The sequence below is a fragment of the Pseudomonas sp. B707 genome, from assembly GCF_022496685.1.
Taxonomy (GTDB): Bacteria; Pseudomonadota; Gammaproteobacteria; order Pseudomonadales; family Pseudomonadaceae; genus Aquipseudomonas; species Aquipseudomonas paraglycinae.
The window spans coordinates 98,095-121,662 of record NZ_WTVE01000031.1; the positions used below are offsets into that span (position 1 = coordinate 98,095).

Sequence of the window (23,568 nt, forward strand, 5' to 3'; positions counted from 1 at the left end):
CCCATGAGTTCGTCCACCCCGACCAACACTTCGAAGCTGGATCGCATCCTCGCCGACAACCAGCGCGACAAGGAAATGGGCTACCGCGACAAGGCCCTGAAGATGTACCCGCACGTGTGCGGCCGCTGTGCCCGTGAGTTTTCCGGCAAGCGCCTGAGCGAGCTGACCGTGCATCACCGCGACCACAACCACGACAACAACCCGCAGGACGGTTCCAACTGGGAACTGCTGTGCCTGTACTGCCACGACAACGAACACTCGCGCTACACCGACCAGCAGTACTTCGGCGAAGGCTCGCTGAGCACGCCGAAAATCGCCAAGGCGACGCACAATCCGTTTGCGGCGCTGGCCGGCCTCATGAAAAAAGAAGACTGAGCCACCACTCCGATCGTTCCCACGCTCCGCGTGGGAATGCAGCCCGGGACGCTCCGCGTCCCAAAGCGCACGCAGAGCGTGGGAACGATCAGCACCGCAGATCCTGAATCTGCCCGCCCTCCCCCAATCCCCGTATAATCGCCCTCTTTTTCCCGAAGGCACCCCGCTCGTGGCAGACAAACGGTACAGCTGCATTGGTTTGTATAACCCCAAATCACCGGAAAACGTCGGTTCGGTGATGCGCGCCGCAGGCTGCTACGGCGTGTCGACCGTGTTCTATACCGGCAAGCGCTATGAGCGCGCCGCCGACTTCGTCACCGACACAAAGCGGGTGCACTACGACATCCCGCTGATCGGCATCGACGACCTGAAAAAGATCCTGCCGCTCAACTGCGTCCCGGTCGCCGTGGAACTGGTCGACGGCGCCCGCCCGCTGCCGGAATACACCCATCCGGATCGCGCCCTGTACATCTTCGGCCCCGAAGACGGTTCGCTGGATCAAGAGATCCGCGACTGGTGCGAAGACGTCGTGTACATCCCGACCACCGGCTGCATGAACCTCGCCGCCACGGTCAACGTCGTGCTCTACGACCGCATGGCCAAAGGCCTGAACACCCGCTCCGGGCCGAAATTCCGCTGAAACGCCACACATCCAATGGAACGAGCTGACCGCCTGCGCAGTCAGCTTGTTTATCGATTACTCATTGCCTGGAGAAAGATCATGACCGAGCTCAAACGCGTCGAACGTATCGAATCCACCCCGTTCCAGAGCCGTTCCGAGCAGAACGTCGAAGGCTGGGAGCGCATCGGCTCGCTGGCCGGCGGCGTGATCATGGTCGGCAAGGGCCTGCGCCGTGGCGGTGTATTCGGGCTGATTCAGGTGGCGATTGGCGGCGTGGCCATGGCCCGCGGCATCACCGGCCACAGTTCGGTGAAAAGCCTGCTGGAGAAAAGCCGCCAGGACATGAACAACGTGCGGGCGAAGATCGAGCGGGCCGGTGAAGAACTGAGCAAGCTCAAGGCCAATGCCGAAGCGGCAACCAAAACTGCCACCGTGACCGGCAACGACTCGGTGAAATCGCCGAAAACCGGGGTTTGATTCTGGATTTGCCTTGAGGCTAATGGCCTCATCGCTGGCAAGCCAGCGATGGCGGTATTACTGCAGTAACCCGGTATCAAGGACTTTGGACGACTCGCCGAGAATGCTTTCGGCGAGTTGCACGAACTCTTTGGTATCCACCGTCCCCAGGTGCATCGCCCCGCGCAGCACGTCATCCAGCGAGCGCTTGTTGCGGGTCTTCAGGCGAATCTCGCCGTCCAGCTCCTGTAACAACAGCACCGCTTTCGACAGCTGCGCCGGGCTGATCTGCTCGCCGCGCAGGGTCGTGACTTTCTGGCTGTCCTTGACCAGTTTCGCCTGCAACGCCTGATAACGCTCGTCGCTCATGCCCCCGGCACGGCGTACCAGTTCGATGGCGTAATACTCGGCAAAACCCTCGCTGATCCAGTCGCTGCGCTGTTCGTCGTTGATCCGTCCGAACACCTGCGCCAACTCGCGCACCAAAACACTGCTGCCGCTTTCGCTGACCAGCGGCAAGCGCGTGTTGAGGTAGATCGACTCCCGCGCCGCCAGGCTGCCGCGCCACATCGGGTCATTGGCGCCGACGATCAGCAGTTTGCTCGGGTGGCGCGGAAACACCGCTTGCACCTGCGGCCAGACGAACGTCAGCAGCGTCAGCACGTCCATCCGGCGCATGCCCTGCCCTTGCGGCGAGGCCACGGTGACTTCGGTTTCCCCCAGTCGGGTGCGGCGGCTGCCAAGGTGGCCGGCGAGCATCCAGCCGGTCGGGCGGTCGAACAGGCGTGACGGATTGTCGATGCGGAATTTGTTCTTGCCGATACGCGGCCAGGCGGTTTCGACGCTTTTCCAGCCGTCGGGCAATTCGAAGTGCAGGCGCGCGACAAGCTCGATGCCGTCCTGTTGGTCGAGCTTGGCCGGCGGTACCAGTTCATCACCGCGCATCAGCGCCCAGGTCGGGGTCATGCGCGTGTCGAAGCTGCCGTTCTTGCGGCCGTGGCTGATGCGCACGCGGTAGGTCAGGCTGGCCTTGTCCGCCGTCGGGCGCCATACGCCGCGTGCGTGTTGGCCCGGCGTCAGTTGCCATTGGCCGTCGGCCTTGAAGTCGCTGTAGTGGCAGCCATCGCCAAGGTCGAAATCCAGACTGCGCACCGCTTCGCCTTTGGCGAGGGTCAGGCGCACTTCGGCCTGATCGCTCTGCGGCAGCAGGCGTACCTGATAATCCAGATCGACTTTCTTGGCCGCCCACACCGGCGCACTCAGCGCCAGCAACGTGACGATCAGCGCCCGGCGCAATCCCGTCGCCATACCTGCTCCTTGGTCAATCGTTAACCTGCGCGGAAAATCAGGTGATCTTCCCAGTCGTCTTCCGGCACGCTGCCTTCGGCGAGCATGCGCCCGGACTGGGAAATCCGTTCGTGGTGCACCGCGTCGCGATCACCGCAGACCAGGTGATGCCACAGCGGCAGATCCTTGCCTTCGCTGACCAGCCGATAACCGCAGGTCGGCGGCAGCCATTTGAATTCTTCGGCCTGGCCCGGGGTGAGCTGGATGCAGTCCGGGACAAACTTCATGCGGTTCGGGTAATCGCTGCACTGGCAGGTTTTCAGGTCCAGCAGTTTGCAGGCGATGCGCGTGTAATAGACGCTGTTGTCTTCTTCATCCTCGAGCTTCTGCAGGCAGCACAGGCCACAACCGTCGCACAGCGATTCCCATTCCTCGTGATCGAGTTGATCGAGGGTTTTGCGTATCCAGAACGGTTCGACTTTGGCGGCCATGGCTCAAGCATCAACATCAGGTGGTGAAAAGGCCGCCAGTCTAGTGCCCAAGGCCCCGTGGGCCAAGCGCTGGCGACTGCCGGTTGTGCGGGCTTGTCAGTTTTTGCGCGGCCAAGTAGCTTTGCCGGTCTCACCAGGCCTTTGCCGGATGCCATAAACGCTCGACCGCGTCGCATCCGGTGAACTGCAGGCTTGCGCCACAACCCCATCGTTCAGCCCAACTGATCCCGCCGGGTTTCGCTTCCAACCTGTCCTCAAACGTAGCAAGGAATCTTTCGATGAGTGCCAACCCTCGCGTTGCCGAATACGCCATTCACCCGCAGTTCACCGATCGCTGGTCGCCCCGCGCCTTCACCGGCGAAGCGATTTCCGAGGAAACCCTGCTGAGCTTCTTCGAAGCCGCGCGCTGGGCGCCGTCGGCGTACAACTCGCAGCCGTGGCGTTTTCTCTACGCCCGTCGCGACACGCCGAACTGGGAGCGTTACCTGGGCCTGCTCAATGAGTTCAACCGCAGCTGGGCCCAGCACGCGTCGGCGCTGGTGATCGTGATTTCGAAAACCACCTTCACCGCACCGGGCGCGACCGAAGAAACGCCTGCGCTGTGGCACACCTTCGACACCGGTTCCGCGTGGGGCCATCTGGCGCTGCAAGCGAGCCTGAGCGGCTGGCACACCCACGGCATGGCCGGCTTCGATCAGGAGCTGACCCGCAAGGAGCTGAACATTCCGCAAGGTTATGCGCTGCACGCCGCCGTGGCGGTGGGCAAGCTGGGTGACAAGGCAACCCTGGCGGATTACCTGCAAGCACGGGAAACGCCGAGCCCGCGTCGCCCGCTGAGCGAACTGGCGGCTGAAGGCGATTTCACCCTTTAAAGCTTCACCACATGATCGTTCCCACGCTCTGCGTGGGAATGCAGCCGGGGACGCTCTGCGTCCCAAAGCGGACGCAGAGCGTCCATAGAGGCATTCCCACGCGGAGCGTGGGAACGATCTTGAAGAGCTCAGTAACCGCGTGCGAAATCCACTTCCCCGCGCAACGCCTCTCCCGCCTGATACGCCCGCAAGTTATCCAGAAACAACTGCACCATCATCGGTGGCGATGTCGGCGCCGAGCTGTGCCCGGTCAGCAGCAAGCCCCATGCGGTCCAGAACGGATGCCGTTGTGGCAGCGGTTCCTGACGGCAGACGTCGATCACCGCGCCGGCCAGATGGCCTTCCTTCAACGCTTCGACCAGATCCGCATCGACCACCGCCACACCGCGCCCGGCGTTGATGAACAAACCGGTCGGCTTGAATTGCTTGAACAGCGCCGCGTCGTAGATATCGTGGGTGTGCTCGGTGTTGGGCAGCAGGTTGACCACGTAATCCGCTTCGCCCACCAGCCGCGGCAAGTCCGCCATCGAACCGACTTCGACAAACGGCGCCTGCTCGCGGGCGCTGCTGGCGATGCCGTACAACTCGACGCCGAACGGCAGCAGGAACTGCGCCACGCTCTGGCCGATGTCACCGGTGCCGACGATCAACACCTTGCGTCCGACCAGACTCTGGCCGGTGCGGTTGTCCCACTTGCGCTCGACCTGGCTGACCAGCCGCGCCAGCACTTCGCGCTCGTGGCCGAGCATGTAGGTCAGCACATATTCAGCCATCACCTGACCGAAAATGCCGACCGCCCGGGTCAGGCGGTAATCCCGGCGCAGGCCGTCGGCCAGCAGCGGCGTGATGCCGGCCCAGGTCGATTGCAGCCATTGTGGCTGGTGGCCCTGACGCAACAGGGTCGCCAGCAGATCCGGCTGGCCCAGCCACACCGGGCAATCGACGGCCTGGCGGGCCAGTTCGGCGGAGTCGCCGCTGGTCAGCACTTCAAGCTCCGGAGCCGCCTGACGCAGCAGTCGGGCGTATATCGCGTGGTCGTGTTCAGCAATCAGAACGCGCATCTTCAAACCTTTCGCAAACCGTGCAGGCGGCCGCCAACTTCGTGGCAGCCGTCGCCGTAAAAACCGTTCCAGGGGTTACAAGAGGCCCAGGACAGGGCCTCGCGGATCAGACCGGGTCGTTGCGTCGCAGCAACTCTTCGGGCAAGTGCTCGATGTACTCTTCCTCGGCCGGTGGCATTTGCAGGTGATAGCCCTGCTTTTCGAGGTTTTCCAGGACCACGGCAATGTCTTCGCTGGCCAGCTTGCGCTCGGGGGTCAGCACCAGATCGAAGGAATGCCTGGCCTTGCCGAACGCCGCCATCAGGCCTTCCGGCACACGCTCCAGCGCATCGCTCTTGAGCACGTACAGGTACATGCCGCTTTTCTTCGAACTTTGATAAATGGAACAAATACGTTTCAAGGCTGTTCTCCGGCGGTGGCCAGGCTGTCGAGCAGCTTCTGGCCCATCAACTCGCGGCGCCAGCCACGCAGCGAATCAGGCAATTGGTAAGGGCCCTCGGGGAAGCCGCTTTTGACCAGTGCTTCGAGGGTTTTCTTGCGCAGCATCAGTTCCGGCGCGATGCCCAGACGTTCAGCTTCGGCCTGACCGAGCGCCCGCAGCTGTTTGATCAGCGCGGCGGCTTCGATCGGCAACGGCTCCGGCACGGCTGGCGGCCATTGATCAGGCCCCACACTGCCAGAGCGCTTGATCAGATCAAGCAGAAACTCGCCGTCCTGACGCACGGTACGCGGGTGCATGTCTTCGATCTTGCCCAGCGCGCTGAGGTTGTCCGGTTGGGTCCGGGCCAGCGGCCACAGCGAGTGTTCACGGACGATGCGGTTGCGCGGCAAGTCGCGGGCGCGGGCTTCGCGTTCACGCCAGGCACACAGCTCACGCAGCACGGCCAGTTGGGCGCGGGACAGTTTCCACGCCAGTTTGGCCTCGCGATACACCTCGTACGGATCGGTTTCGCGGCGCAGGTTGGCGACCAGTTCGGCGCCGTCCTCCAGCACCCAGGCGAATTTGTCGTCGGACAGTTTCGGACGCAGTTGTACGAAAACCTCCGCCAGATGCACGGCGTCTTCGGCGGCATAGCTGATTTGCGTGTCAGACAACGGACGCTGCAACCAGTCGGAACGGGTTTCGCCCTTCGGCAGTTCGATGCCGAGCACTTCCTGCACCAGACGCGAATAACCCATCGAGAACCCGAGGTTCAGATAGGCAGCGGCCAGTTGCGTGTCGAACAGCGGCGCCGGCAGGCTGCCGGTCAGGCGCAGCAGGACTTCGAGGTCTTCGCTGCAGGCGTGCAGGACTTTGAGCACCGCAGGGTTTTCCAGCAGCGCGGCCAAGGGTTGCCAGGCGTTGATGGTCAGCGGGTCGATCAGGTAGGCGCGTTTGCCGTCGCCGACCTGCAACAGGCCGGCAATCGGGTAGAAGGTGTCGACCCGCATGAATTCGGTGTCGAGGGCAACGAACGGCAGCTGCTGCCACTCGGCGCAAAACTGCGCGAGGCTATCGTTGTCGCGAATCCAGTGAATATCGATGGCCACACGGCTCTCCCTTCAAGAATGGCGCGCAGTATATATCGCCACCGGCGCTTTCCGCGCCTTTACAGGGCAAGAGCTTGATGAAATCTCCTGCCTGAGGGAAAGAATAGTCTTACAGAGTGAGTCTGCCGGCTCAGTCCTTGGCCAACACCCCGTCGATCACCGCGCCCCGGCAGCCGGCAAACATGTCCAGATCCGGCTGGTAGACCTTGCTCTGCACTTCCAGCAGACCGAGCATCGAGTGGAACAGGTTGTCCTGGCTCAGCGGCTTGTCGCGGCTCATTTGCAGGCAATGGGTGTCGACCGAGTAGGACTTCTGATAGCTGTCGGAGAACCACGCCAGCATCGCCACGTGTTTCTGTTGCTCCGGCGCCAGCATGTACGGCGTGCCGTGGAGGAACAGGTTGTACTCGCCCAGGGATTCGCCGTGATCGGACAGGTACAGCATGGCGGTATCGACCTTGTCCTGATTGCTGCGCAGCACATCGATCAGGCTCGACAGCACATGGTCGGTGTACACCAGCGTGTTGTCATAACCGTTGACGATGCTTTCGCGGCTGCAATTGTTCAGCGCGTTGCTTTCACACACCGGGGTGAAGTGCTCATATTCCTTCGGATAGCGTTTGAAGTATTCCGGGCCGTGGCTGCCCATCTGGTGCAGGACCAGGACGGTGTCCTTGTCCAGGTGATCGATAAAGCTTTGCAGGCCCTGCAACAGGATTTCATCGCGGCATTCGCTGTTGGCGCACAGCGCCGGATCCTTGAGGTTGCTGACGTCCTGCAGGGTAACGCGATCGCAGGTGCCCTTGCAGCCGGACTGGTTGTCGCGCCAGATCACGTCGATCCCGGCACGCTTGAGCACGTCCAGCAGCCCTTCCTCATTCTTCGCCTTGCTGGCGTCGTAATCCTTGCGGCCCATGTTGGAGAACATGCACGGCACCGACACGGCGGTTTCCGTGCCGCAGGAATGTACGTCGGTGAAAGCGATCAGGCCGGCTTCCTTGTCCAGTTTTGGCGTGGTGTCGCGGCCATAACCGAGGATCCCGAAGTTTTCCGCCCGGGCACTCTCCCCCACCACCAGCACCGTCAGGGATTTGCGCGGATGGTTCTGCACGGCGGCGTTGCGCTGGGCATCTTCGCCGATTGTGACGAACGGTTGATGCACCGAAGCCACCTGCTCACGCAGATAACCGGCCGAGGCGCCGATGTAGTTGCTCGGCACCAGCATCAAGCGAATTTCGTGGTGATTGCGAAACAGCGACGACAGCCCTTGATAATTGGCCAGCGCCACGCCGCCAATGACTGCAATCGACGCAACACTCACCACAACTTTACTTAATAACTCGCGATGCCAGCGACGATAGTTGACTGGAACTTTCCACAACAACCAGGACGGCAAGACACCCAGAAAAACAATATACGCCAGCAACTTCAAAGACAGCAGATCGCGCACTTCAGTGGCATTGGTTTCGGCAAAGTTGCGAAACATGCCGGCATCAATCATCACACCGTATTGGCTCATGAAATAAGCCACGCCGGCGCTGACCATAAACAACAACGTCACTACCGGTTTCAACACGGGTCGAAACGCCAGCAACGTCAGCACGATGTTGTACGCCGCGAAGATCATCACCCCGAACGCAATGCGCATGGCGATGCCTTTGCCGTCCGCAGCGGTGATATCGACCAGGTGCTGCCAGAGAACGAAATTGAATCCGGCCAAAAGAAAGGCGCTGGCAAACAACGTCACCCATTCCGGGCGCACGGCTTTTAACTTGAACATGGCGAGGGGCTATTTCCTTGAAAGAAGTGCCGTCGTCAATTGTGAAAATTTCATTGACTCAGACCACACAAACTTTAAGCAGGCAACCATCAATTTTTTGTGAAAAAGAAGCCAACGATTAGTTGGCCCATGAAATAACCATGAAACTTTCGGTGTATTTGAGAATGGTTCAGCTGTGGTTCAGTCGCAGTCGACGAGGTGCCGTATCGATTTTCTCGATAGCGACCCTGACTTTCTGATTTGCCGCCCCGCTCGCCTGCCCGCCTAATCGACCGCCTCTGGTTCAAAGGTCTGAAGATGGAAAACGTTCGCGCCACTGCCCACCCCGCTGCCTGGCTGATGCTCGGCGTCATCCTGGTCGGCCTCAACCTGCGCCCGTCGATGGCGGCGGTCGGGCCCTTGCTCTCGGCCATTCGCGGCGATATGGCGCTCAGTTTCAGTCTCGCAGCGTTGCTGACCCTGCTGCCGGTGATGGCGATGGGGCTGGCGATGTTCTTCGGCATGGCGGTCAGCCAGCGCCTCGGTGAACAGCGCACGGTGCTGCTGTCGTTGTTGATCATCGGCGTGGCGACACTGTCACGGCTGTTTCTCGAATCGGCGGGCGGATTGATCGCCAGCGCCATACTGGCCGGGATCGGCATTGCACTGATCCAGGCCTTGATGCCCGCGCTGATCAAATCGCGGTTTCCCGACAACGTGGCGCTGTGCATGGGCCTTTACGTCACTTCGATCATGGGCGGCGCGGCGCTGGCCGCTTCGTTCGCACCGTGGGTGCTGATGCAGACCGGCAACTGGCGGGCGGGACTGGCGGTCTGGGCGGTTTTGGCACTGCTCGCCATTCCTGTGTGGTGGGCAACCCGCGCTACGTCAACGGACACCATCCGGACCGTCGTCAGAAAATCCTTCTTCACGAATTCCCGCGCCTGGCTGCTCGCGATCTTCTTCGGGCTCGGCACCGCGTCCTACACCTGCGTGCTCGCCTGGCTGGCGCCGTACTACGTGGAAAAGGGCTGGAGCGAACAAAACGCCGGCCTGATGCTGGGTTTTCTGACGGCCATGGAGGTGATTTCCGGGCTGGTGGTGCCCGCCATCGCCAATCGCAGCCGTGACCGACGTCTGGTGCTTGGCGCCCTGCTCGGCCTGATCATTGCCGGATTCCTTGGCCTGATTCTCAGCCCGCAGCATCTGAGCCTGTTGTGGCCCTGCCTGCTTGGACTCGGCATCGGCGGGCTGTTCCCGATGAGCCTGATCGTGTCCCTCGATCACCTCGACGAACCAAAACGTGCCGGCGGGCTGACCGCGTTCGTACAAGGCATCGGTTACCTGATTGCCGGGCTGTCGCCGCTGATGGCCGGCATGGTTCGCGATCGACTGGGCAGCTTCGAGTGGGCCTGGTGGTCCCTGACGGCAGTGATGGCGCTCATGCTGCTGATGCTGCTGCGCTTCAACCCACGGCATTACGCCCGGCACATGGGCTGATCGGGCGAATGGCAGGCCGACCCGTCTGGATAAAGGCTTCTGGCCACCTTTTCCGGGTTTGATTGTGTACGTCGTGTTACTAAAACTTTCTGTCCCACAACTGACCGTGAAAAGTCCTACAGGGCTTTGTCCTGGCACCATCGTTCCGTTACGATCATGCGCACACGTTTGCGCGGATTCGGCGCAAGGAGCACAGCGAGACAGAACGGATGCTGAACAGTAACTTGCTTAGAAAGCTCGACATGCAGGATCTCATGGTGTTTGTCGCCGTGTATGAGCAAAGCAGCGTCACCGACGTGTCGGAGGCGCTGTTCGTCAGCCAGTCCACCGTCAGTTACTGCCTGAAAAAACTGCGCACCAGCTTCGAAGACGATTTGTTCGTCAACACCCGCACGGGCATGCGTCCGACCTACAAGGCCAGCAGCATGTACGGCCATGTGCAGAAAATCCTCGAAAGCATCAACCTCTGCCACGCCGGCGCTCCGACCTTCGACCCGATGGCGCAACCGGTGACCTTCAACATCTGCGCCCCGGAATACTTCGAGCAACTGATCCTGCCGCGGATGTTGAAGCGCTTTGACTTCGATGACTTGCCGGTGATGGTCAACATGCACAAGTTCGAAACCGACGTGCCGGTCGAAGAATTGCGCGACGGCAGCCTCGATCTGGTGATCTGTTTCGGCCCGCACTTCCATCGCAGCCACGCCGACCTGAAATCAAGGATGTTGCTGGAAGATGACCTGGTCTGCGTCTTCGACAAACGCGCCACGCCGCTGGAGCCGCGCCTGAGCCTGCAAGCCTTCACCGAACGCCGGCATGTGTTCCCGACGCCGTGGACGTCGACCACCAACATGGTCGATGGCTGGCTGGCGCGGCAGGCGCAGAAACGCCAGATCGTCGCCCGCTCCAACAGTTACAGCGCAGCGTTGAAGATGATCACCGGCACCGATTTCATCCTGACCCTGCCCCGGCGCATTCAGCGTTTGCTGACCAACGACGCGGTGTTCAATCACTGCGAGGCACCGAACGGCCTGCCTGGGTTCACCCTCGACATGCAGTGGTGCCACAACGTCGATCAGGACAGTGCCAACCTCTGGCTGCGCGAGCAGGTCATCAAGACCTGCGCGGAGCTGGAGGCAGCCTGAGTCCTACACGCCGATGGCGACTTTGCTGTAGGACTCGCGGTCGATATCGAGCAGTTCCACGCTCAACTGCACTTCGACACCGACCGGCCATTCGCACAGGTCCTGCAGCACCGCCAACAGGTTTTGCGAGAGTTGTTTCTTGATCTCCGGGGAACGACCGCTGAGCAGCGCCAGCCTCACCGCGACAAAGGCGCGCTCGTTCATGGCAGTGCCGACCTTGAAGGTTTCAACCTTGAGCGCACGGCTCTTGATATCGAATTCCGCCGCGAACTGACCGGAACCCACCAGCGTGTTGTTGAGCCGGATCAACGCCACATCGGCGTTCAGTAGCGGCAGGTTGGCGGTGTATTCCAGGTGCAAGTGTGGCATCTCGGTGCTCCAGTGGTTCGGCGGAAAGGTCGTACATATAACACAGCAACGCCTGACTCACGCCAACGACGACATCACCGGACGCTCACTCATGAACTGCTCCAGCCGCGAACGCAACCAGCGCTCGGCCGGGTCGCTGTCGACGTGGCTGAGCCAGACCATCGACAGGTCGAGGGTCGGGGTCTTGAACGGGAACGGCTCCTTGAACAAGAACCCGGAAGCGGCCATGGCGTCGGCGGTGTAATCCGGCAGGCTGGCGATCAGATCGGTGCCGGCCAGCAGCGCTGGCAACGAACTGTACTGCGGCACCGACAGGACCACCTGACGGGTGCGACCGATGTCCGCCAGCCATTCATCGGCGTAGCCACTGACATTGGCAGTGTGGGAAACCAGCACATGGGGTCGTGCGCAATATTCGTCGAGGGTCAGCGGCGTGTCGGACTTGTCGGCACGCAGGATGCTCGGTTGGATGTGTCGCAACAGCTTGCGCTTGGCATTGGCCGGCAAGCCGCGGGTCTGGCTGATGCCGACGGTGATGTCGCCCGCCGCCAGAAGATCGGGAATCCGCCAGTAATCGACGTGTTGCACCACGAATACCACGCTCGGTGCTTCCTCGCGCAAGGCACGCAACAGCGGCGGTAAAAGACCGAATTCGACGTCATCCGACAGACCGATGCGAAAGGTCATGGTGCTGACGGCGGGATCGAAATCCCGGGTCAGGCTGAGCGCCACCGACAGCGAGTCGAGCGCGGGTTTCAGGTGGCGATAAATGTCTTCGGCGCGGGCGGTCGGCTCCATGCGATGGCCGACGCGAATGAACAACGGATCGTTAAGCATGGTGCGCAGTCGGTTGAGCGCCGAGCTGATGGTCGGCTGGCCGAGAAACAGCTTCTCGGCGGCCCGGGTCACGTTGCGTTCGAGCATCAAGGTTTCGAACACCACCATCAGGTTGATGTCGGCCTTGCGTAATTCATTGCGGTTCATCCATTGCCCCCCGATCCCCAGATTGCGGCAGTGTAGAAAGGCCGCGGGGGCGGCGTCCATCGAAACGACGTGTCATTGCACCGTCAACGTCTTCAGCCCCAGGCCCATGATCCGCGAATCGTCGTTGATACCCAGCTGTCGAGGGCTGACGGCATCCGGCAGCTGCAATTCGATATCGACCCGGTCATCGTTCCCGAGGCGCTGGCTGAGCTGGGCGCTGATCGGGATTTCCAGGCGATTGCCTTGAAACTGCGTCAAACGGGTCTCCAGTACCTGTTGGTCATTCAGACTGACGATCACCCGCTGGCCGGGGTGCCCAGGCGAGATGAAAGCCAGCGCGTCGATCACGATCGAACGCGCCGGCGGCTGCACCCGCAATTGGATTTTCGCCTGTCGCCCTTCTGTCCACGTCCCCCAGTTTTCCGGCTTCGACCAGCCGCTGACCAGTTGTCGATTGCGATAATTGAAGGTCAGTGTTTGCCCTGGACCAGTGAGGGGCGCGAGCAAAATCTGTTGCCCTTCATCAGGCACCTGCAGGCACTCACTGCAGCGCTTCCAGCCTGGCGCCAGCACCGCCACCCCGTCCACGCGCGTCAGCAGATCGGTTTCACTGTTGATGCTCCGTGCGGCATCGACCAGAGCATCGTCGTCCAGCAGGTACAAAGAGTCAGCGTCGTATTGCCCCGAATCGAGCATCGCGCGTGCTTTCTGCTGTGCTTGCGCCAGCGCCGAAGTGCTCATGCGTCCCAGATACACTGCATCGGTTTTCATCCCGTGGGTCGCTGCGAAACCGGCGATCATCTGCCAGCGATCACTCTGGTTCTGCGGCATCAGGCTGCGCACATTGGCGTAACGCGCAGCAGCACTGGCCCAGAAGGGATCAGTCATCGGACTGCTCCAGACCGATGAAGGCGCCAGCATTTTTCCCTGTCTGGTGGCCATCCAGCCATCTCGGGTGTCGGCCACCTGGATCAACAATGCGGCGGCCAGCAGACCGATGGCGATGCGTGGCCGGTAACCGCGTACCACCAGAAAAATCATGGTCAGGACGCAGGCATACAACACCGGCCAGAACATCCGACCCGAGGCGCGAAAAATACTGGCCAAGGCGATGATTCGATCGGGTAGCGGATACTCGAACGTCAACGAGCCTATGCCTATTCGGTTCGACAGCGCGAACAGCCATAAACCGAGCATGGCCACCAGCAGCCATGGACGAGCTCGCAATTCATCGTTCAAGAGTCGCCGGTTTCGCAGCCCGGCAAAAAAAGCCGGCGGCACCAGCAACAGAACACCCAGGCCGAAGTAGTTGAAACCTTCGTAATCCCCCTCCTCTTTCGGCAGACCGGGAAGGAGACGGGACCAGCCTGCCGGGTCGGCGGGCGACAGCAGATTCATCCGGTACAAACCAAAACCACTGGCTGCCGCGCCATCGGCAATGCTGAAGTAACCGGCCTGCCAGCAGCACACACTCACCAAGGCGAAAAGCACGCCGCCCTCGATCAGCCCTTGCCCCCGGGTCAATGACCGACTGAATGTCTTGCCCAGCAGGTCCGCCAGCCAGATCAGCGCAACCATGGCCAGCAGGTAGGCGTGCACCCAGGCCGTCACCGCCAGCAAGGTGCCCCACGGCAGGCGACGACGTTGCAGATCCGTCAGCAACGCCAGGTACAGCGCCGCCAGAATCAGGAAATGCCCCGCCAGGGAAAGGTGCCCCACAAGGCGAAAAAACATCACCGGCGAGAACGCCAGCAACCCTGCACCCAGAAGGCGAATCACGGGATGGGGCGTCATCAGCCCCAGCAGTTTCCAGCCAAACCAGGCTTGCAGGACACAACAGGTCAGCAGCCACAAACCGAAATACTGGAAGGTCTCCGGCAACCAGCCACTGAACGGCTTGAACAACAGCGCCAGCAGTGGGTTGGAGTCGGAAAAAATGATTGCGCTGCCCAGTTCCAGGCCGTAAGACGGATTGAGCCCGAGCGGAAATGTCCAGGGCGCATGCCGGAAAAACGCCCAGCCCAGATAATGCGTGGCCGGATCGCCCTGCTCCAGCCAAGCAATGTTTTGCGGGTTCAGCGCTTGCGGTCCGACCACCAGAAAAAACACCAGAACACCCAAGAACAATGGCAGCAGGGAAAGTGCCGGGTGCTCCCGTGAATCCGTCATCGATATGTCCAGAAGTTGTGCAGTACAAAGGTGAATGCCGGAATCGTCAGCGCCACGGCAACGATTCCGGCGAGATAGTGCAGCCCGGCCATCTGCGCCGCCCAGGCCACGAACATCGCCAACAGAAAGCCGCCCGCCGAAACCAGCATGAAACGCAGCAGGGTTTTGCCGTGCAGTCGGGCAGAAAAACTCCAGGTGGTGTTGATCACATAGGACACCACCGTCGCCACGATAAAGGCCACGCCGTTCGCCAGAGGCGGCTGGTGGCTGACGAAATTGATGAACAGCACCGCCACCAGCGCATGCAGCGCGGTGACGAACAGACCGGTCACGGCGAAACGCAGACCTCGCTGGATCAACGGGGACTTTTCGGCGGCCGTCACGGTTTGCGCGCCAGCACGAACACGCTCAAACCGGCGAGGCGATTCATGCCCATCAACGGCAGCTCGAGACTGCACAGGGTTTTCAGCAGCGTATTGACCAGCGGATGATGTTTTTTCAGCTGCGAACGCGGTGCAGAACCCCGAGCGCCGCCGGGTATCAGGCGCGACGCCAGCGCAATCGGGAACACCGCTCCGAAGTAATAAGCGCCCCGCTCTACCGCCAATCCGGCCTTACCCGCCAGAGCCTCGAATTGCCCCAGGGTATAGCGACGTTTGTGTTCGAGAAAATCATCATGCCCGCTCCACATGAACTGGAACGCCGGCACGGTCATCAAAAAACGGCCGCCGGACGGCACTTTGTCGACGTAGGACTTGAGCAGGCCGAGGTCGTCATCGACGTGTTCCAGCACATCCATCAGTAACACCAGATCAGCGTCCACGCTGTCGATCGAGCGACGGTAATGCACGGGTTTGCCGGCAGTGGTGGCGCTCGAGTCGGCCGGGTAACTGATGTCCACGCACCACGCTTCGCGCGCCGCCGTGTGGGTCAATAAATGGTGGGAAAAGAAGCCTGAACCGGCACCGACATCGAGGATTCGCTTGATCGGCGCTTCACCCAGCAAGCGCCGGGTCGCAGCCGCTTTGGAGCAGTAATACCAATGCTCGCCGATGCTGTCGCCGAGGATGTCGGTTTCCTTGAGGTCCATCGGTCAGTCCTTGGGATCGTAAACGCGGCGCACCAGAAAGACCGGTCGGCGCTTGGCTTCAATGTAAGTGCGCCCCAGGTATTCACCGAGTACGCCAATGCCGATCAGTTGCAGGCCACCGAGGAATGTCACGGCCACCATCAGCGACGCATAACCCGGCAGATCGACACCGTACAGTAGCGTGCGCACCACGATGAACATGGCAAAGGCGAACGACACCAGCGACACCATCGCTCCCAGATATGTCCAGATCCGCAGCGGTTCGGTGCTGAAACTGGTGATGCCTTCCAGCGCAAAATTCCACAGTCGCCAGCCATTGAACTTGGTCTGCCCCGCCGCCCGCTCCGGGCGCTCGTATTCGACTTGCGTGGTGCGGAAACCGACCCAGGCGAACAGGCCCTTCATGAAACGCCGCGATTCCGGCAAGGTCAGCAATGCATCGACCACACAGCGATCCATCAAGCGAAAATCGCCGACATTCTCCGGCAACGGCTGATCGGCAATCCGGTTGTGCAGGCGATAGAACCAGTTGGCGGAGGTCTGCTTGGCCCAGGTGTCGTTGCGCCGGCTGAGACGATGCCCCAGTACCACTTCGAAGCCTTCTCGCCAACGCTCGATCATCTGCAAGATCACCTCGGGAGGGTCCTGCAGATCGACATCGATCGGCACCACGATCTGCCCGGTGACGATCTGCAAACCGGCGGACAGCGCCGCTTCCTTGCCGAAATTGCGGCTCAGATCAACGATGCGGATGCGTGAATCGCTCTGCTGGCAGTTCAGGAGACGCTCCAGCGTCGTATCGGAACTGCCGTCGTTGACGAACACCAGTTCCAGGTTGATTAGCGCCTCTTGCTCGAATACCTGACGAATGCGCAGGAGGAAGCCGTCGAGGCTGTCCTCTTCGTTGAACACGGGAACCACCAGCGACAACTTCACCGGGCCCGCGTGCTGCGTTCCATTCGAGTGGGTCAATGGACTGCTCTTTTTTTATAGTGATTGTCGGTCGCCGAACGCTGTTCGACGCCATGAGCCGCACCGTATTAAGCAGCAGCCCGAAATGTCATGCAAGGGTGAAACGACGGCGTTCCGGCCAATCCGGAGGGCGATCCCTGCGCTCTGGCCCGCGCCTTCCAGAAACATTCACGAACGATTGGAAACAAATCCCCGATAGCCAAAAAACCGCGCTCCGCTAGGCTTGCGTCGAGGCGTCACACAGGTTGTCGCACATAAATCGCATGGAGCGAACTGAATGTATTTCGAGATTTACAGGCAATCCAAGGGCACCCCGAGCACCGGCAAGGGCCAATGGCGCTGGCGGCTACGGGCAGGCAACCACGAGACGGTCGCCAGTGGCGAATCGTATGTGAACAAGGCGGATTGTCTGCATGTGATCGAGTTGATCAAGGGTGTGCAGGGAGAGACCCCGGTCAAGGAGATCTGAGGACTGTCCAAGTCGCCGGAGCTGCCTGTGTTGGCAGCTTCGGCGACTTCTGAAGTTGCTTCAGAATCTCTCAGGAATGTTCCGGAACGGATAATCCGACTCCTTGTATCCCCCCGGTTTCTGCCGCTTGGGCAAAGTCACCTTCTCTCGCGGCACTTCTTTGTAGGGAATGCGACTGAGCAGGTCAGAGATGATATTGAGCCGCGCCCGACGCTTGTCGTTCGAGTTGGCCACCAGCCACGGTGCGTAATCGGTGTCGGTCGCTTCGATCATGTCGTCCCGTGCCCGGGAGTAGTCATACCAGCGGCTGTAGGACTTGAGGTCCATCGGCGACAGTTTCCAGATCTTGCGTCCGTCGACAATGCGCGCCTCCAGGCGCCGGGTCTGTTCTTCCTGGCTGACATTCAGCCAGTACTTGAGCAGGATCACCCCCGAACCGACAACTGCGCGCTCCACCAGCGGCACGGTCTTGAGAAACTTGTCGACCTGTTTGTCCGTGCAAAAGCCCATAACCCGTTCGACGCCGGCGCGGTTGTACCAACTGCGGTCGAAGATCACCACTTCGCCGGCCGCCGGCAAATGTGGCAGATAACGCTGCATATACATCTGGCTCTTCTCTCGATCGGTCGGGGCCGGCAACGCGATGACGCGAAAGACCCGCGGGCTGACTCGTTCGGTGAGCGCCTTGATGGTACCGCCCTTGCCCGCACCGTCACGGCCTTCGAAGATGATGCAGATCTTGATGCCTTCGGCCTTCACCCACTCCTGCATTTTTACCAGTTCGATATGCAGGCGGCGCAGTTCCGCAAGGTAGTCCTTGTTCGACAGTTTTGTATGTTCGTCAGTTTTTTCTCGGGGCGAGTCTTTCTTCTTTCCCTTTGCCATGACCAGACCTCTCGGGTTGGAACGACAGCCAGGCTCGTTGGCAATGCATGACCTGGAACCGGAAAGTTTAGTCATTTATCGCAAAACGCAAGCAAACGTGCAGTAAGTCACAGACAACGTGCTTATTTCGAAAAAGCCTGTGCAGTTTTTGACGGAACGCCAATCGCCAACCATCCTCCTTCACGGCGCAGCGTCCGATGTTGGCCGTGGATGTCTCGCTGGATGCAAACCTGCCATTTGGATGTGGGGAAGAGGTCATGCACAGTTCGCTCTTGCGTGCCGCGTCGCTCCTGCTCGCCTTGAGCGCTGCACCGCTCTTGTTGCAGGCCGCCGATGCGCCTGCGGCCCCGGCGGCTGCCAGCGCTGCGACCAAAGATGCCGTGTTTACCACGGAGCAGCTCGACCAGATGCTCGCGTCGATTGCGCTGTATCCCGATCCACTGCTCGCTCAAGTGCTGATGGCCACCACCTATCCGGGAGAAGTCGCCGAAGCCGTGACCTGGTCCAAGGCGCATCCGGAAGCCAAGGGCGATGACGCGGTCAAGCAAGTGGCCAGTCAGACGTGGGACCCGAGCGTGCAGGCGTTGGTGGCGTTTCCGCAGGTTTTGGCGACACTGGGGCAGGATCCGGTCTGGGTGCAACGTCTGGGGGATGCCTTTCTGGCTCAGCCTGACGAACTCATGGCCGGCGTTCAGCGTTTGCGACGTCAGGCCCAGGCGGCGGGCAATCTGCAGAGCAATCAATATCAGAATGTGACCGTGCAGAACGTAACGCCGCCCATCTCTGCCGGGACAACCAAACCGGCCGACAACACGACCATCATCATTCAGCCTGCCGATCCGCAGGTGGTCTACGTCCCGACCTATAACCCGACGACCACTTACGGCACCTGGCCTTATCCGGCCTCGCCGCCGGTGTATTACCCGCCGCCGCCCGCTTACTACCCGGGTCAGGCACTGGTGGCAGGATTGGCTTTCGGTACGGGCGTGGCGGTCGTCGCGTCGTTGTGGGGCGACTGCGACTGGGGCAATAACGACATCGACATCGATGTGAACCGTTACAACAATATCAACGGCAATAACCGCATCACCAACAACCAGAACAAGTGGCAGCACAACACCGTGCATCGCGATGGCGTGCCCTATCGTGACAACCGCAGCCGCGCCCGGTATGGCCGGCAGCTGGACGGTGCGGCTCAGCGTGACGCCTATCGCGGCGACAACGCGCAGCGGGCGCAGGCTCGGGAACGGGCGCGCAGTTCGATGGACAAAGCCGGTTTTGAACGCCCCGCCACCAGCAATCGGGAAGCCCGCAATCAAGTCCGCGAAGCGCAATCTGCCAATGCCGGCAACCGGATGCAGGGCGGTGCGGACAGACCCAGAGCCGCCGACCGCGCTCAAGCCAACACGCGGGAGGCGCGCCAGCCGGGCGTTAATCAACGTGACAACCGTGCGTCCCAGGCCCGACCTGCAGCGGGTAGTGCGCGGAACAACGCTTTCGCTGGCGCGCGCTCCCCGTCGCAGACCCGCGTCCAGGCTGATCGCGGCCGGGCCAGCCAGATTTCTGCGCAACGTCCCAACACCTCCCGCGCCGCCGGACATCAGATCAGCCGGCCGTCCGGCGGAGGCATGCGCCAGAGAGGAGGTGGCCGTCGATGAACATTCATTCTCTGGTCAGGAGCTGCCTGACCCTCGCGGCCGGCCTCGCATTTTCGAGCTTCGCCTCGGCCCAGCAAGTATTTCCAACCCCGGAAAAAGCCGCTGACGCCTTCGTCGAAGCCCTCGGTACGCAACACGCCGACCAAAAACGCCTGACCGAACTGCTGGGCGAGGAATGGCACAGCTTCATTCCCCGTGAAGGCGTGCAGCGCAGCGATGTCGATGCTTTCCTGCAGCAATACCGCGAACAGCACAAGCTGGAAAAGATCGGCGACAGCAAGGCCGTGCTCTCTGTCGGGCCCGATCACTGGACGCTGCCCATCCCCCTCATCAAAGACAAAACCGGCTGGCGCTTCGACATGAAAGCCGCCCAGGTCGAAATCCGCGCCCGCCGCATCGGCCGCAACGAACTGGCGGCAGTGCAATCGGCGCTGGCCTATCACGACGCGCAAATGGACTACGCCTCGGAAGACCGCGACGGCGACGGCGCCCTCGAATACGCACAGAAAATCTTCAGCTCCCCCGGCAAACACGACGGCCTCTATTGGCCAGAAGACGACACCAACCAGATCAGCCCCCTCGGCCCCGCCTTCGGCCAGGCCATCAACGACGAAGACTGGCACGGCTACCACTTCCGCATCCTCGACGCCCAAGGCCCGTCAGCCCCGGGCGGTGCTTACAGCTATTTGATTGGAGACAAGATGAGTCGCGGATTCGCCTTGATCGCCTGGCCAGCGAAGTATGCCGACACCGGGGTGATGAGCTTCATGATCAGCCATGAGGGCCAGGTGTTTCAGAAGGATCTCGGGCCGGATGGGGAGAAGGTGGCGAAAGCGATGAAGCGGTTTGATCCGGATGATAGTTGGGAGGTGGTGGATTTGGGGCAGAAGTAGTTGGGGTAACGAAATCCGCCGAATCAGAAACGAAAAAGCCCCGTAGATTTTCAGCTACGGGGCTTTCGTTTATCCGCCCGAGTCGGACGCAGGTTTCCAGATAGTCTGTGACGGCTTCTTCGAATGCCTTGCGGAGTTCGTTGACCGACTCGCCATGAAACCCCACGACATCCCTTATTCCCTCGATATGACCGACAAACAAACGGTTCTCGTCACTGTACTCAACGCAGGCGGTGAAGCCGTTGTAGCTCATCACGGTCATCGGGTATTTCCTTGTCGTTCTCGGGTGAGCATCACGCCGACAAGAATAATCAGGTGACTCAAAACGAGCTTGTAGGCAGAATCCGCGAGTTGCGTGTGAATGGGCTGTAGCTGTGCATAACGGCCGATTGCTGCCTTGTTGGCCTTTCTTTCGGCGGGATACTCTCAAGACGTCGCTGCCTATTCAGCGGCCGGGCTTGGTAACCCGACGGAATAAGGCGCACCAGCGTCCCCATACAATTACGGTCGATATTCGTCTGTAGTTCTGTTTTATGGCGGCTGTGCGTGGGACGGCTTCGGCCGTGCCGGTTTCCTTGATTCCCCGGTTTACCAACCCGCGCATAGCTGCCACCCATTCGCTTGGTATCGGATGCGGCAGCTCAAAATCAAGGGAATTGAAAAATGCACACCGGAAACCGATTACGAAAGCTTCCCCTCCCCGCTTTACCTCTCTTCATGTCGAGCGCATACGGAGGTGAAGAATGACTGACAAAGCAGAAGAAAAAACCGTCGGCTCCACACCGTTTCTCTACTGCTCGGACAATCCACTATTCAGCGTTGGCGCTGGCGTCCCCATTAGCGAAGCGTTGTCACAAGCCTCCGACCTGTTGGCCCTTGCCAAAGCGCTTGCAGAGGATGCAGCGTTTATTCGAGAAACCGATCGATATGCCTGGGCTGCGCATTTCCTGACGGAGATGGGTAAGGCGGTTGTTGATGATGTGATGAAGGTGGTTTCGCCGAGCGCAGATAGAACGTTGAGCACAGAAAAATAACGATTACGTCACGAACCGCTTTCCAGCAAAAACGAAAAAGCCCCGCTGCTGTTTAGACATGGGGCTTTTCAAACACAGACAGGGGAAAAACTGAGTCGAACCAAATAGTGCTCGAACAAACACATACCCATTTTCCCAGAAGAACACCAAAAGCATCGCAGGTATCGTGTCGAAAATGCTTGGGTTCATGCACTGAAACAAATCAAAACCAGCCCGACGTGTCACGTCGGGCTGCGTCGTCACGACAAAATCTCAAACTCAGCAGAGCTCATCATTGCCTGACCAGCTGGTAATCGGCCCTTCAACTCGACAAGAAACCTCTGATTCAAAGGAGCAGGAGCTGCGTTAACTTTTGTCACCACCGCACTTAAATACTCCTGATCATCACTCTTTCTAATCGAATTTAAATCAGGCAGAAGGTACCGTGGCACATATCCAATAATCTGTGGCTTATCAATGGTTTGCAATTGGATCGCCCAGCCAGTGGCTGGATTGTTAGCTTCAAAACAAACTCTCAGCTTCTCACCGACGGAAAGATTATTCATGGCCACATTCGAGGACTCATGCATAAACCTGCTGCCGTGAATAAAAAATCGGCAGACAAAATCTCCTTCTGGAGACGTATTAAGAAGCGGAAAAATCTCAAGGGTATCAGTCTGTCTTGCCCCACCAGAAATTGACAAAATCCTGAACGGATCAGCCTTATCTTCCAGATCCATACGTTCAACAATTTCTGAAAAATCAGAACGCCGCGGGTTCGGGATCCGATTCGAAAATACGGAAAAAAGCTCGGGCGACGTGTACACCTCGCTCAAGACCGGGAAAGCCTCAAGCGGGCTAAATCCGGCGACCGACTTTGCAATTTTGGCCCCTTTTAAATAGCGGAAGGTATAGAGTTCGTGGCCATTTTCAGTTCGGTCGAGCCGGCCAATTGGAAACCAACTAGCTTTTGGTGGCGTAACAGAGTCCACCGTGTACCCAGACCTCCATGCTAGAAATAAAGTGTTCATAATCTGATTCCTGTCAGCTCACGGTAGGTATACCTGAGTAGGTCAGCAGTAAATTCTCGGCATGGCTGCTCAATGTAGCCATCAGGAATCTCGTCTAGCAACCTACAGAGCTCGTCAATATCAATCCTCGAGAGCCGCTCTAGCCATGGCGTAATCATTTCCGGCCATTCGCCATATGCCAGTCTGAGCAGTTCTAGGGGATTAGTCCCTTTTGATCCAGAGGAATTCCAATATATCGCTCCCCTAGCCTTATTTACGTACCACTCACCTCGATTGGCAAGGCCTGAGCGCAGCCAAGAATCAATCTTAGCCGCATTCAGCTCCCGCCCAAGCGAGGAAGCATGATCGAAGGATGGACCAATGGAGTGCTTTGCGCCATCTTGTTCTCGTGATCGGAAAACACACCAATTTTCATGGTGCCTATCAACATTTACGATCAGCGCATCGAGCGTAACCATTCCACCTATTGCAATTGCTGCCTCGACCTTCGCTTCAGGGGTCATCATCAATGAGTCAGCAGTACTCAGAATATTCTCAAGCGTATGAGTGCTAAGCCCATAATTTTTGGCTTGGTCATAGCCCTGAATAGCACCTGCAAGCAATTCGTTGCCATGCACAAGCTCAACCCCATCTGCAAGCTGGCTAAATTTTCGGCTTAAGCATCCTGGCTGACCGTTAAAGCACGCTAGCTCGACATCTGCACAGGGGACACCGATAGCTTTAGCTATTTCACTTGCAAGTTTTTCAGACCAGTGCTCCCCAGCAAAAAACTCACCAGAAACCCTAGAGTGCTTGAACAGCCAGATCTCTCCGTCTGGAGGAATGGATACCCAAAATTTGGTTTTTGTACCCATCCACTCTTCATCGACAACCCAATCTTCCTGGACCTCGATAACCTTAAACATGTGTCCGCAGGTTCCTTTGCGTGGCCTTTGCG

General features: G+C 59.6%; 25 protein-coding genes and 1 pseudogene. 10 read left to right on the plus strand and 16 right to left on the minus strand.

The genetic code is table 11. The features are described from left to right. The first annotated feature begins 3 nt into the window (after window positions 1-3). From GQX66_RS19390 to GQX66_RS19400, 3 genes are all read left to right on the plus strand, one after another. Window positions 4-375: a YajD family HNH nuclease gene (locus GQX66_RS19390; protein WP_007944009.1), complete on the plus strand. Its 372-nt coding sequence runs from the start codon at window positions 4-6 to the stop codon at window positions 373-375. Window positions 376-544: 169 nt separating this feature from the next. Then, the gene (locus GQX66_RS19395; RefSeq protein ID WP_007958066.1) at window positions 545-1,015 is read left to right on the plus strand and encodes an RNA methyltransferase; all 471 of its coding nucleotides are present in this window, start codon (window positions 545-547) and stop codon (window positions 1,013-1,015) included. Between the two features lie 81 nt (window positions 1,016-1,096). Further along, complete coding sequence (locus GQX66_RS19400; RefSeq protein WP_085747205.1) at window positions 1,097-1,474, plus strand: DUF2892 domain-containing protein; 378 nt, start codon at window positions 1,097-1,099, stop codon at window positions 1,472-1,474. Between the two features lie 57 nt (window positions 1,475-1,531). Here the strand turns inward: GQX66_RS19400 and GQX66_RS19405 are convergent, their stop codons facing one another. Next, window positions 1,532-2,761, minus strand: coding sequence for a hypothetical protein (locus GQX66_RS19405; RefSeq protein ID WP_240870551.1), 1,230 nt, complete (start codon window positions 2,759-2,761; stop codon window positions 1,532-1,534). Between the two features lie 20 nt (window positions 2,762-2,781). Next, on the minus strand, window positions 2,782-3,231 hold the full coding sequence (locus tag GQX66_RS19410; RefSeq protein ID WP_007958058.1) for a YcgN family cysteine cluster protein: 450 nt from the start codon (window positions 3,229-3,231) through the stop codon (window positions 2,782-2,784). 278 nt (window positions 3,232-3,509) lie between these two features. Here GQX66_RS19410 and GQX66_RS19415 point away from each other — a divergent pair, with 278 nt between their 5' ends. Continuing rightward, window positions 3,510-4,103 carry a nitroreductase family protein gene (locus GQX66_RS19415; RefSeq protein WP_007958056.1) on the plus strand — a complete coding sequence of 198 codons (594 nt, stop codon included), beginning with the start codon at window positions 3,510-3,512 and terminating at the stop codon, window positions 4,101-4,103. Between the two features lie 128 nt (window positions 4,104-4,231). On the opposite strand, the gene GQX66_RS19420 is transcribed toward GQX66_RS19415, so the two are convergent. The 4 genes from GQX66_RS19420 to GQX66_RS19435 form a co-directional block, all read right to left on the minus strand. Continuing rightward, window positions 4,232-5,164: a D-2-hydroxyacid dehydrogenase gene (locus GQX66_RS19420; RefSeq protein ID WP_007958054.1), complete on the minus strand. Its 933-nt coding sequence runs from the start codon at window positions 5,162-5,164 to the stop codon at window positions 4,232-4,234. A 106-nt stretch (window positions 5,165-5,270) separates the two neighbouring features. Next, window positions 5,271-5,564, minus strand: coding sequence for a YcgL domain-containing protein (locus GQX66_RS19425; protein ID WP_039772642.1), 294 nt, complete (start codon window positions 5,562-5,564; stop codon window positions 5,271-5,273). Further along, the gene (gene rnd / locus GQX66_RS19430) at window positions 5,561-6,694 is read right to left on the minus strand and encodes a ribonuclease D (RefSeq protein WP_007958043.1); all 1,134 of its coding nucleotides are present in this window, start codon (window positions 6,692-6,694) and stop codon (window positions 5,561-5,563) included. Before rnd ends, GQX66_RS19425 begins: the two co-directional genes overlap by 4 nt. Window positions 6,695-6,824: 130 nt before the next feature. Beyond that, window positions 6,825-8,474 carry a phosphoethanolamine--lipid A transferase gene (locus tag GQX66_RS19435; protein WP_240870553.1) on the minus strand — a complete coding sequence of 550 codons (1,650 nt, stop codon included), beginning with the start codon at window positions 8,472-8,474 and terminating at the stop codon, window positions 6,825-6,827. A 297-nt stretch (window positions 8,475-8,771) separates the two neighbouring features. Here GQX66_RS19435 and GQX66_RS19440 point away from each other — a divergent pair, with 297 nt between their 5' ends. After that, a complete protein-coding gene (locus GQX66_RS19440) occupies window positions 8,772-9,953 on the plus strand; it encodes a cyanate transporter (RefSeq protein WP_240870555.1) in 1,182 nt (393 codons plus the stop codon). A 209-nt stretch (window positions 9,954-10,162) separates the two neighbouring features. Beyond that, window positions 10,163-11,098: a LysR family transcriptional regulator gene (locus GQX66_RS19445; RefSeq protein WP_240870557.1), complete on the plus strand. Its 936-nt coding sequence runs from the start codon at window positions 10,163-10,165 to the stop codon at window positions 11,096-11,098. 3 nt (window positions 11,099-11,101) lie between these two features. Here the strand turns inward: GQX66_RS19445 and GQX66_RS19450 are convergent, their stop codons facing one another. The 6 genes from GQX66_RS19450 to GQX66_RS19475 form a co-directional block, all read right to left on the minus strand. Beyond that, window positions 11,102-11,467 carry a 5-carboxymethyl-2-hydroxymuconate Delta-isomerase gene (locus GQX66_RS19450; protein ID WP_129972848.1) on the minus strand — a complete coding sequence of 122 codons (366 nt, stop codon included), beginning with the start codon at window positions 11,465-11,467 and terminating at the stop codon, window positions 11,102-11,104. Between the two features lie 57 nt (window positions 11,468-11,524). Further along, window positions 11,525-12,451 carry a LysR substrate-binding domain-containing protein gene (locus GQX66_RS19455; RefSeq protein ID WP_240870558.1) on the minus strand — a complete coding sequence of 309 codons (927 nt, stop codon included), beginning with the start codon at window positions 12,449-12,451 and terminating at the stop codon, window positions 11,525-11,527. Between the two features lie 72 nt (window positions 12,452-12,523). Further along, complete coding sequence (locus GQX66_RS19460; RefSeq protein WP_240870560.1) at window positions 12,524-14,620, minus strand: DUF6311 domain-containing protein; 2,097 nt, start codon at window positions 14,618-14,620, stop codon at window positions 12,524-12,526. Further along, window positions 14,617-15,003: a GtrA family protein gene (locus GQX66_RS19465; RefSeq protein WP_085747212.1), complete on the minus strand. Its 387-nt coding sequence runs from the start codon at window positions 15,001-15,003 to the stop codon at window positions 14,617-14,619. Before GQX66_RS19465 ends, GQX66_RS19460 begins: the two co-directional genes overlap by 4 nt. Beyond that, window positions 15,000-15,710 (minus strand): methyltransferase domain-containing protein, encoded by a 711-nt coding sequence (locus tag GQX66_RS19470; RefSeq protein WP_240870567.1) that lies wholly within the window; start codon window positions 15,708-15,710, stop codon window positions 15,000-15,002. Before GQX66_RS19470 ends, GQX66_RS19465 begins: the two co-directional genes overlap by 4 nt. A 3-nt stretch (window positions 15,711-15,713) precedes the next feature. Further along, window positions 15,714-16,682 carry a glycosyltransferase family 2 protein gene (locus GQX66_RS19475; protein WP_240870570.1) on the minus strand — a complete coding sequence of 323 codons (969 nt, stop codon included), beginning with the start codon at window positions 16,680-16,682 and terminating at the stop codon, window positions 15,714-15,716. Between the two features lie 277 nt (window positions 16,683-16,959). On the opposite strand from GQX66_RS19475, the gene GQX66_RS19480 reads away from it, so the two are divergent. Next, window positions 16,960-17,151, plus strand: coding sequence for a DUF1508 domain-containing protein (locus GQX66_RS19480; protein ID WP_007958030.1), 192 nt, complete (start codon window positions 16,960-16,962; stop codon window positions 17,149-17,151). A 60-nt stretch (window positions 17,152-17,211) separates the two neighbouring features. On the opposite strand, the gene ppk2 is transcribed toward GQX66_RS19480, so the two are convergent. Continuing rightward, window positions 17,212-18,036, minus strand: a complete 825-nt coding sequence (gene ppk2, locus GQX66_RS19485) for a polyphosphate kinase 2 (RefSeq protein WP_240870572.1) — start codon at window positions 18,034-18,036, stop codon at window positions 17,212-17,214. Between the two features lie 257 nt (window positions 18,037-18,293). Between ppk2 and GQX66_RS19490 the strand changes: the two genes are divergently transcribed. Together GQX66_RS19490 and GQX66_RS19495 are read left to right on the plus strand one after the other, a co-directional pair. Next, window positions 18,294-19,694, plus strand: coding sequence for a DUF3300 domain-containing protein (locus tag GQX66_RS19490; protein ID WP_085747216.1), 1,401 nt, complete (start codon window positions 18,294-18,296; stop codon window positions 19,692-19,694). Continuing rightward, a complete protein-coding gene (locus tag GQX66_RS19495; protein ID WP_240870582.1) occupies window positions 19,691-20,587 on the plus strand; it encodes a DUF2950 domain-containing protein in 897 nt (298 codons plus the stop codon). The genes GQX66_RS19490 and GQX66_RS19495 overlap by 4 nt, the downstream gene beginning before the upstream one ends. Before the next feature lie 73 nt (window positions 20,588-20,660). Here GQX66_RS19495 and GQX66_RS19500 read toward each other — a convergent pair. After that, window positions 20,661-20,849 (minus strand): annotated as a pseudogene (locus GQX66_RS19500) (type II toxin-antitoxin system HicB family antitoxin); the annotation flags it as partial. A gap of 481 nt (window positions 20,850-21,330) precedes the next feature. Here GQX66_RS19500 and GQX66_RS19505 point away from each other — a divergent pair. Then, a complete protein-coding gene (locus GQX66_RS19505) occupies window positions 21,331-21,621 on the plus strand; it encodes a DUF3077 domain-containing protein (protein WP_240870585.1) in 291 nt (96 codons plus the stop codon). A gap of 239 nt (window positions 21,622-21,860) precedes the next feature. Here GQX66_RS19505 and GQX66_RS19510 read toward each other — a convergent pair whose 3' ends face one another. Both GQX66_RS19510 and GQX66_RS19515 read right to left on the minus strand, forming a co-directional pair. After that, entirely contained in the window at window positions 21,861-22,631 is a 771-nt protein-coding gene (locus tag GQX66_RS19510; protein WP_179692360.1) for an HIRAN domain-containing protein, read from the minus strand. Continuing rightward, window positions 22,628-23,536 (minus strand): HipA domain-containing protein, encoded by a 909-nt coding sequence (locus tag GQX66_RS19515; protein ID WP_240870587.1) that lies wholly within the window; start codon window positions 23,534-23,536, stop codon window positions 22,628-22,630. Before GQX66_RS19515 ends, GQX66_RS19510 begins: the two co-directional genes overlap by 4 nt. Window positions 23,537-23,568: the final 32 nt, after the last annotated feature.

Excerpts from the sequence above, each read along its gene's own strand:
- GQX66_RS19440 (WP_240870555.1), top strand. The coding sequence starts at position 8,772 with ATGGAAAACGTTCGCGCCACTGCCCACCCCGCTGCCTGGCTGATGCTC.
- GQX66_RS19510 (WP_179692360.1), bottom strand. The coding sequence starts at position 22,631 with ATGAACACTTTATTTCTAGCATGGAGGTCTGGGTACACGGTGGACTCT.
- GQX66_RS19435 (WP_240870553.1), bottom strand. The coding sequence starts at position 8,474 with ATGTTCAAGTTAAAAGCCGTGCGCCCGGAATGGGTGACGTTGTTTGCC.
- GQX66_RS19400 (WP_085747205.1), top strand. The coding sequence starts at position 1,097 with ATGACCGAGCTCAAACGCGTCGAACGTATCGAATCCACCCCGTTCCAG.
- GQX66_RS19470 (WP_240870567.1), bottom strand. The coding sequence starts at position 15,710 with ATGGACCTCAAGGAAACCGACATCCTCGGCGACAGCATCGGCGAGCAT.
- GQX66_RS19390 (WP_007944009.1), top strand. The coding sequence starts at position 4 with ATGAGTTCGTCCACCCCGACCAACACTTCGAAGCTGGATCGCATCCTC.
- GQX66_RS19410 (WP_007958058.1), bottom strand. The coding sequence starts at position 3,231 with ATGGCCGCCAAAGTCGAACCGTTCTGGATACGCAAAACCCTCGATCAA.
- GQX66_RS19480 (WP_007958030.1), top strand. The coding sequence starts at position 16,960 with ATGTATTTCGAGATTTACAGGCAATCCAAGGGCACCCCGAGCACCGGC.
- GQX66_RS19450 (WP_129972848.1), bottom strand. The coding sequence starts at position 11,467 with ATGCCACACTTGCACCTGGAATACACCGCCAACCTGCCGCTACTGAAC.
- GQX66_RS19445 (WP_240870557.1), top strand. The coding sequence starts at position 10,163 with ATGCTGAACAGTAACTTGCTTAGAAAGCTCGACATGCAGGATCTCATG.
- GQX66_RS19405 (WP_240870551.1), bottom strand. The coding sequence starts at position 2,761 with ATGGCGACGGGATTGCGCCGGGCGCTGATCGTCACGTTGCTGGCGCTG.
- GQX66_RS19495 (WP_240870582.1), top strand. The coding sequence starts at position 19,691 with ATGAACATTCATTCTCTGGTCAGGAGCTGCCTGACCCTCGCGGCCGGC.
- GQX66_RS19420 (WP_007958054.1), bottom strand. The coding sequence starts at position 5,164 with ATGCGCGTTCTGATTGCTGAACACGACCACGCGATATACGCCCGACTG.
- GQX66_RS19415 (WP_007958056.1), top strand. The coding sequence starts at position 3,510 with ATGAGTGCCAACCCTCGCGTTGCCGAATACGCCATTCACCCGCAGTTC.
- GQX66_RS19515 (WP_240870587.1), bottom strand. The coding sequence starts at position 23,536 with ATGTTTAAGGTTATCGAGGTCCAGGAAGATTGGGTTGTCGATGAAGAG.
- ppk2 (WP_240870572.1), bottom strand. The coding sequence starts at position 18,036 with ATGGCAAAGGGAAAGAAGAAAGACTCGCCCCGAGAAAAAACTGACGAA.
- GQX66_RS19460 (WP_240870560.1), bottom strand. The coding sequence starts at position 14,620 with ATGACGGATTCACGGGAGCACCCGGCACTTTCCCTGCTGCCATTGTTC.
- GQX66_RS19455 (WP_240870558.1), bottom strand. The coding sequence starts at position 12,451 with ATGAACCGCAATGAATTACGCAAGGCCGACATCAACCTGATGGTGGTG.
- GQX66_RS19490 (WP_085747216.1), top strand. The coding sequence starts at position 18,294 with ATGCACAGTTCGCTCTTGCGTGCCGCGTCGCTCCTGCTCGCCTTGAGC.
- GQX66_RS19505 (WP_240870585.1), top strand. The coding sequence starts at position 21,331 with ATGACTGACAAAGCAGAAGAAAAAACCGTCGGCTCCACACCGTTTCTC.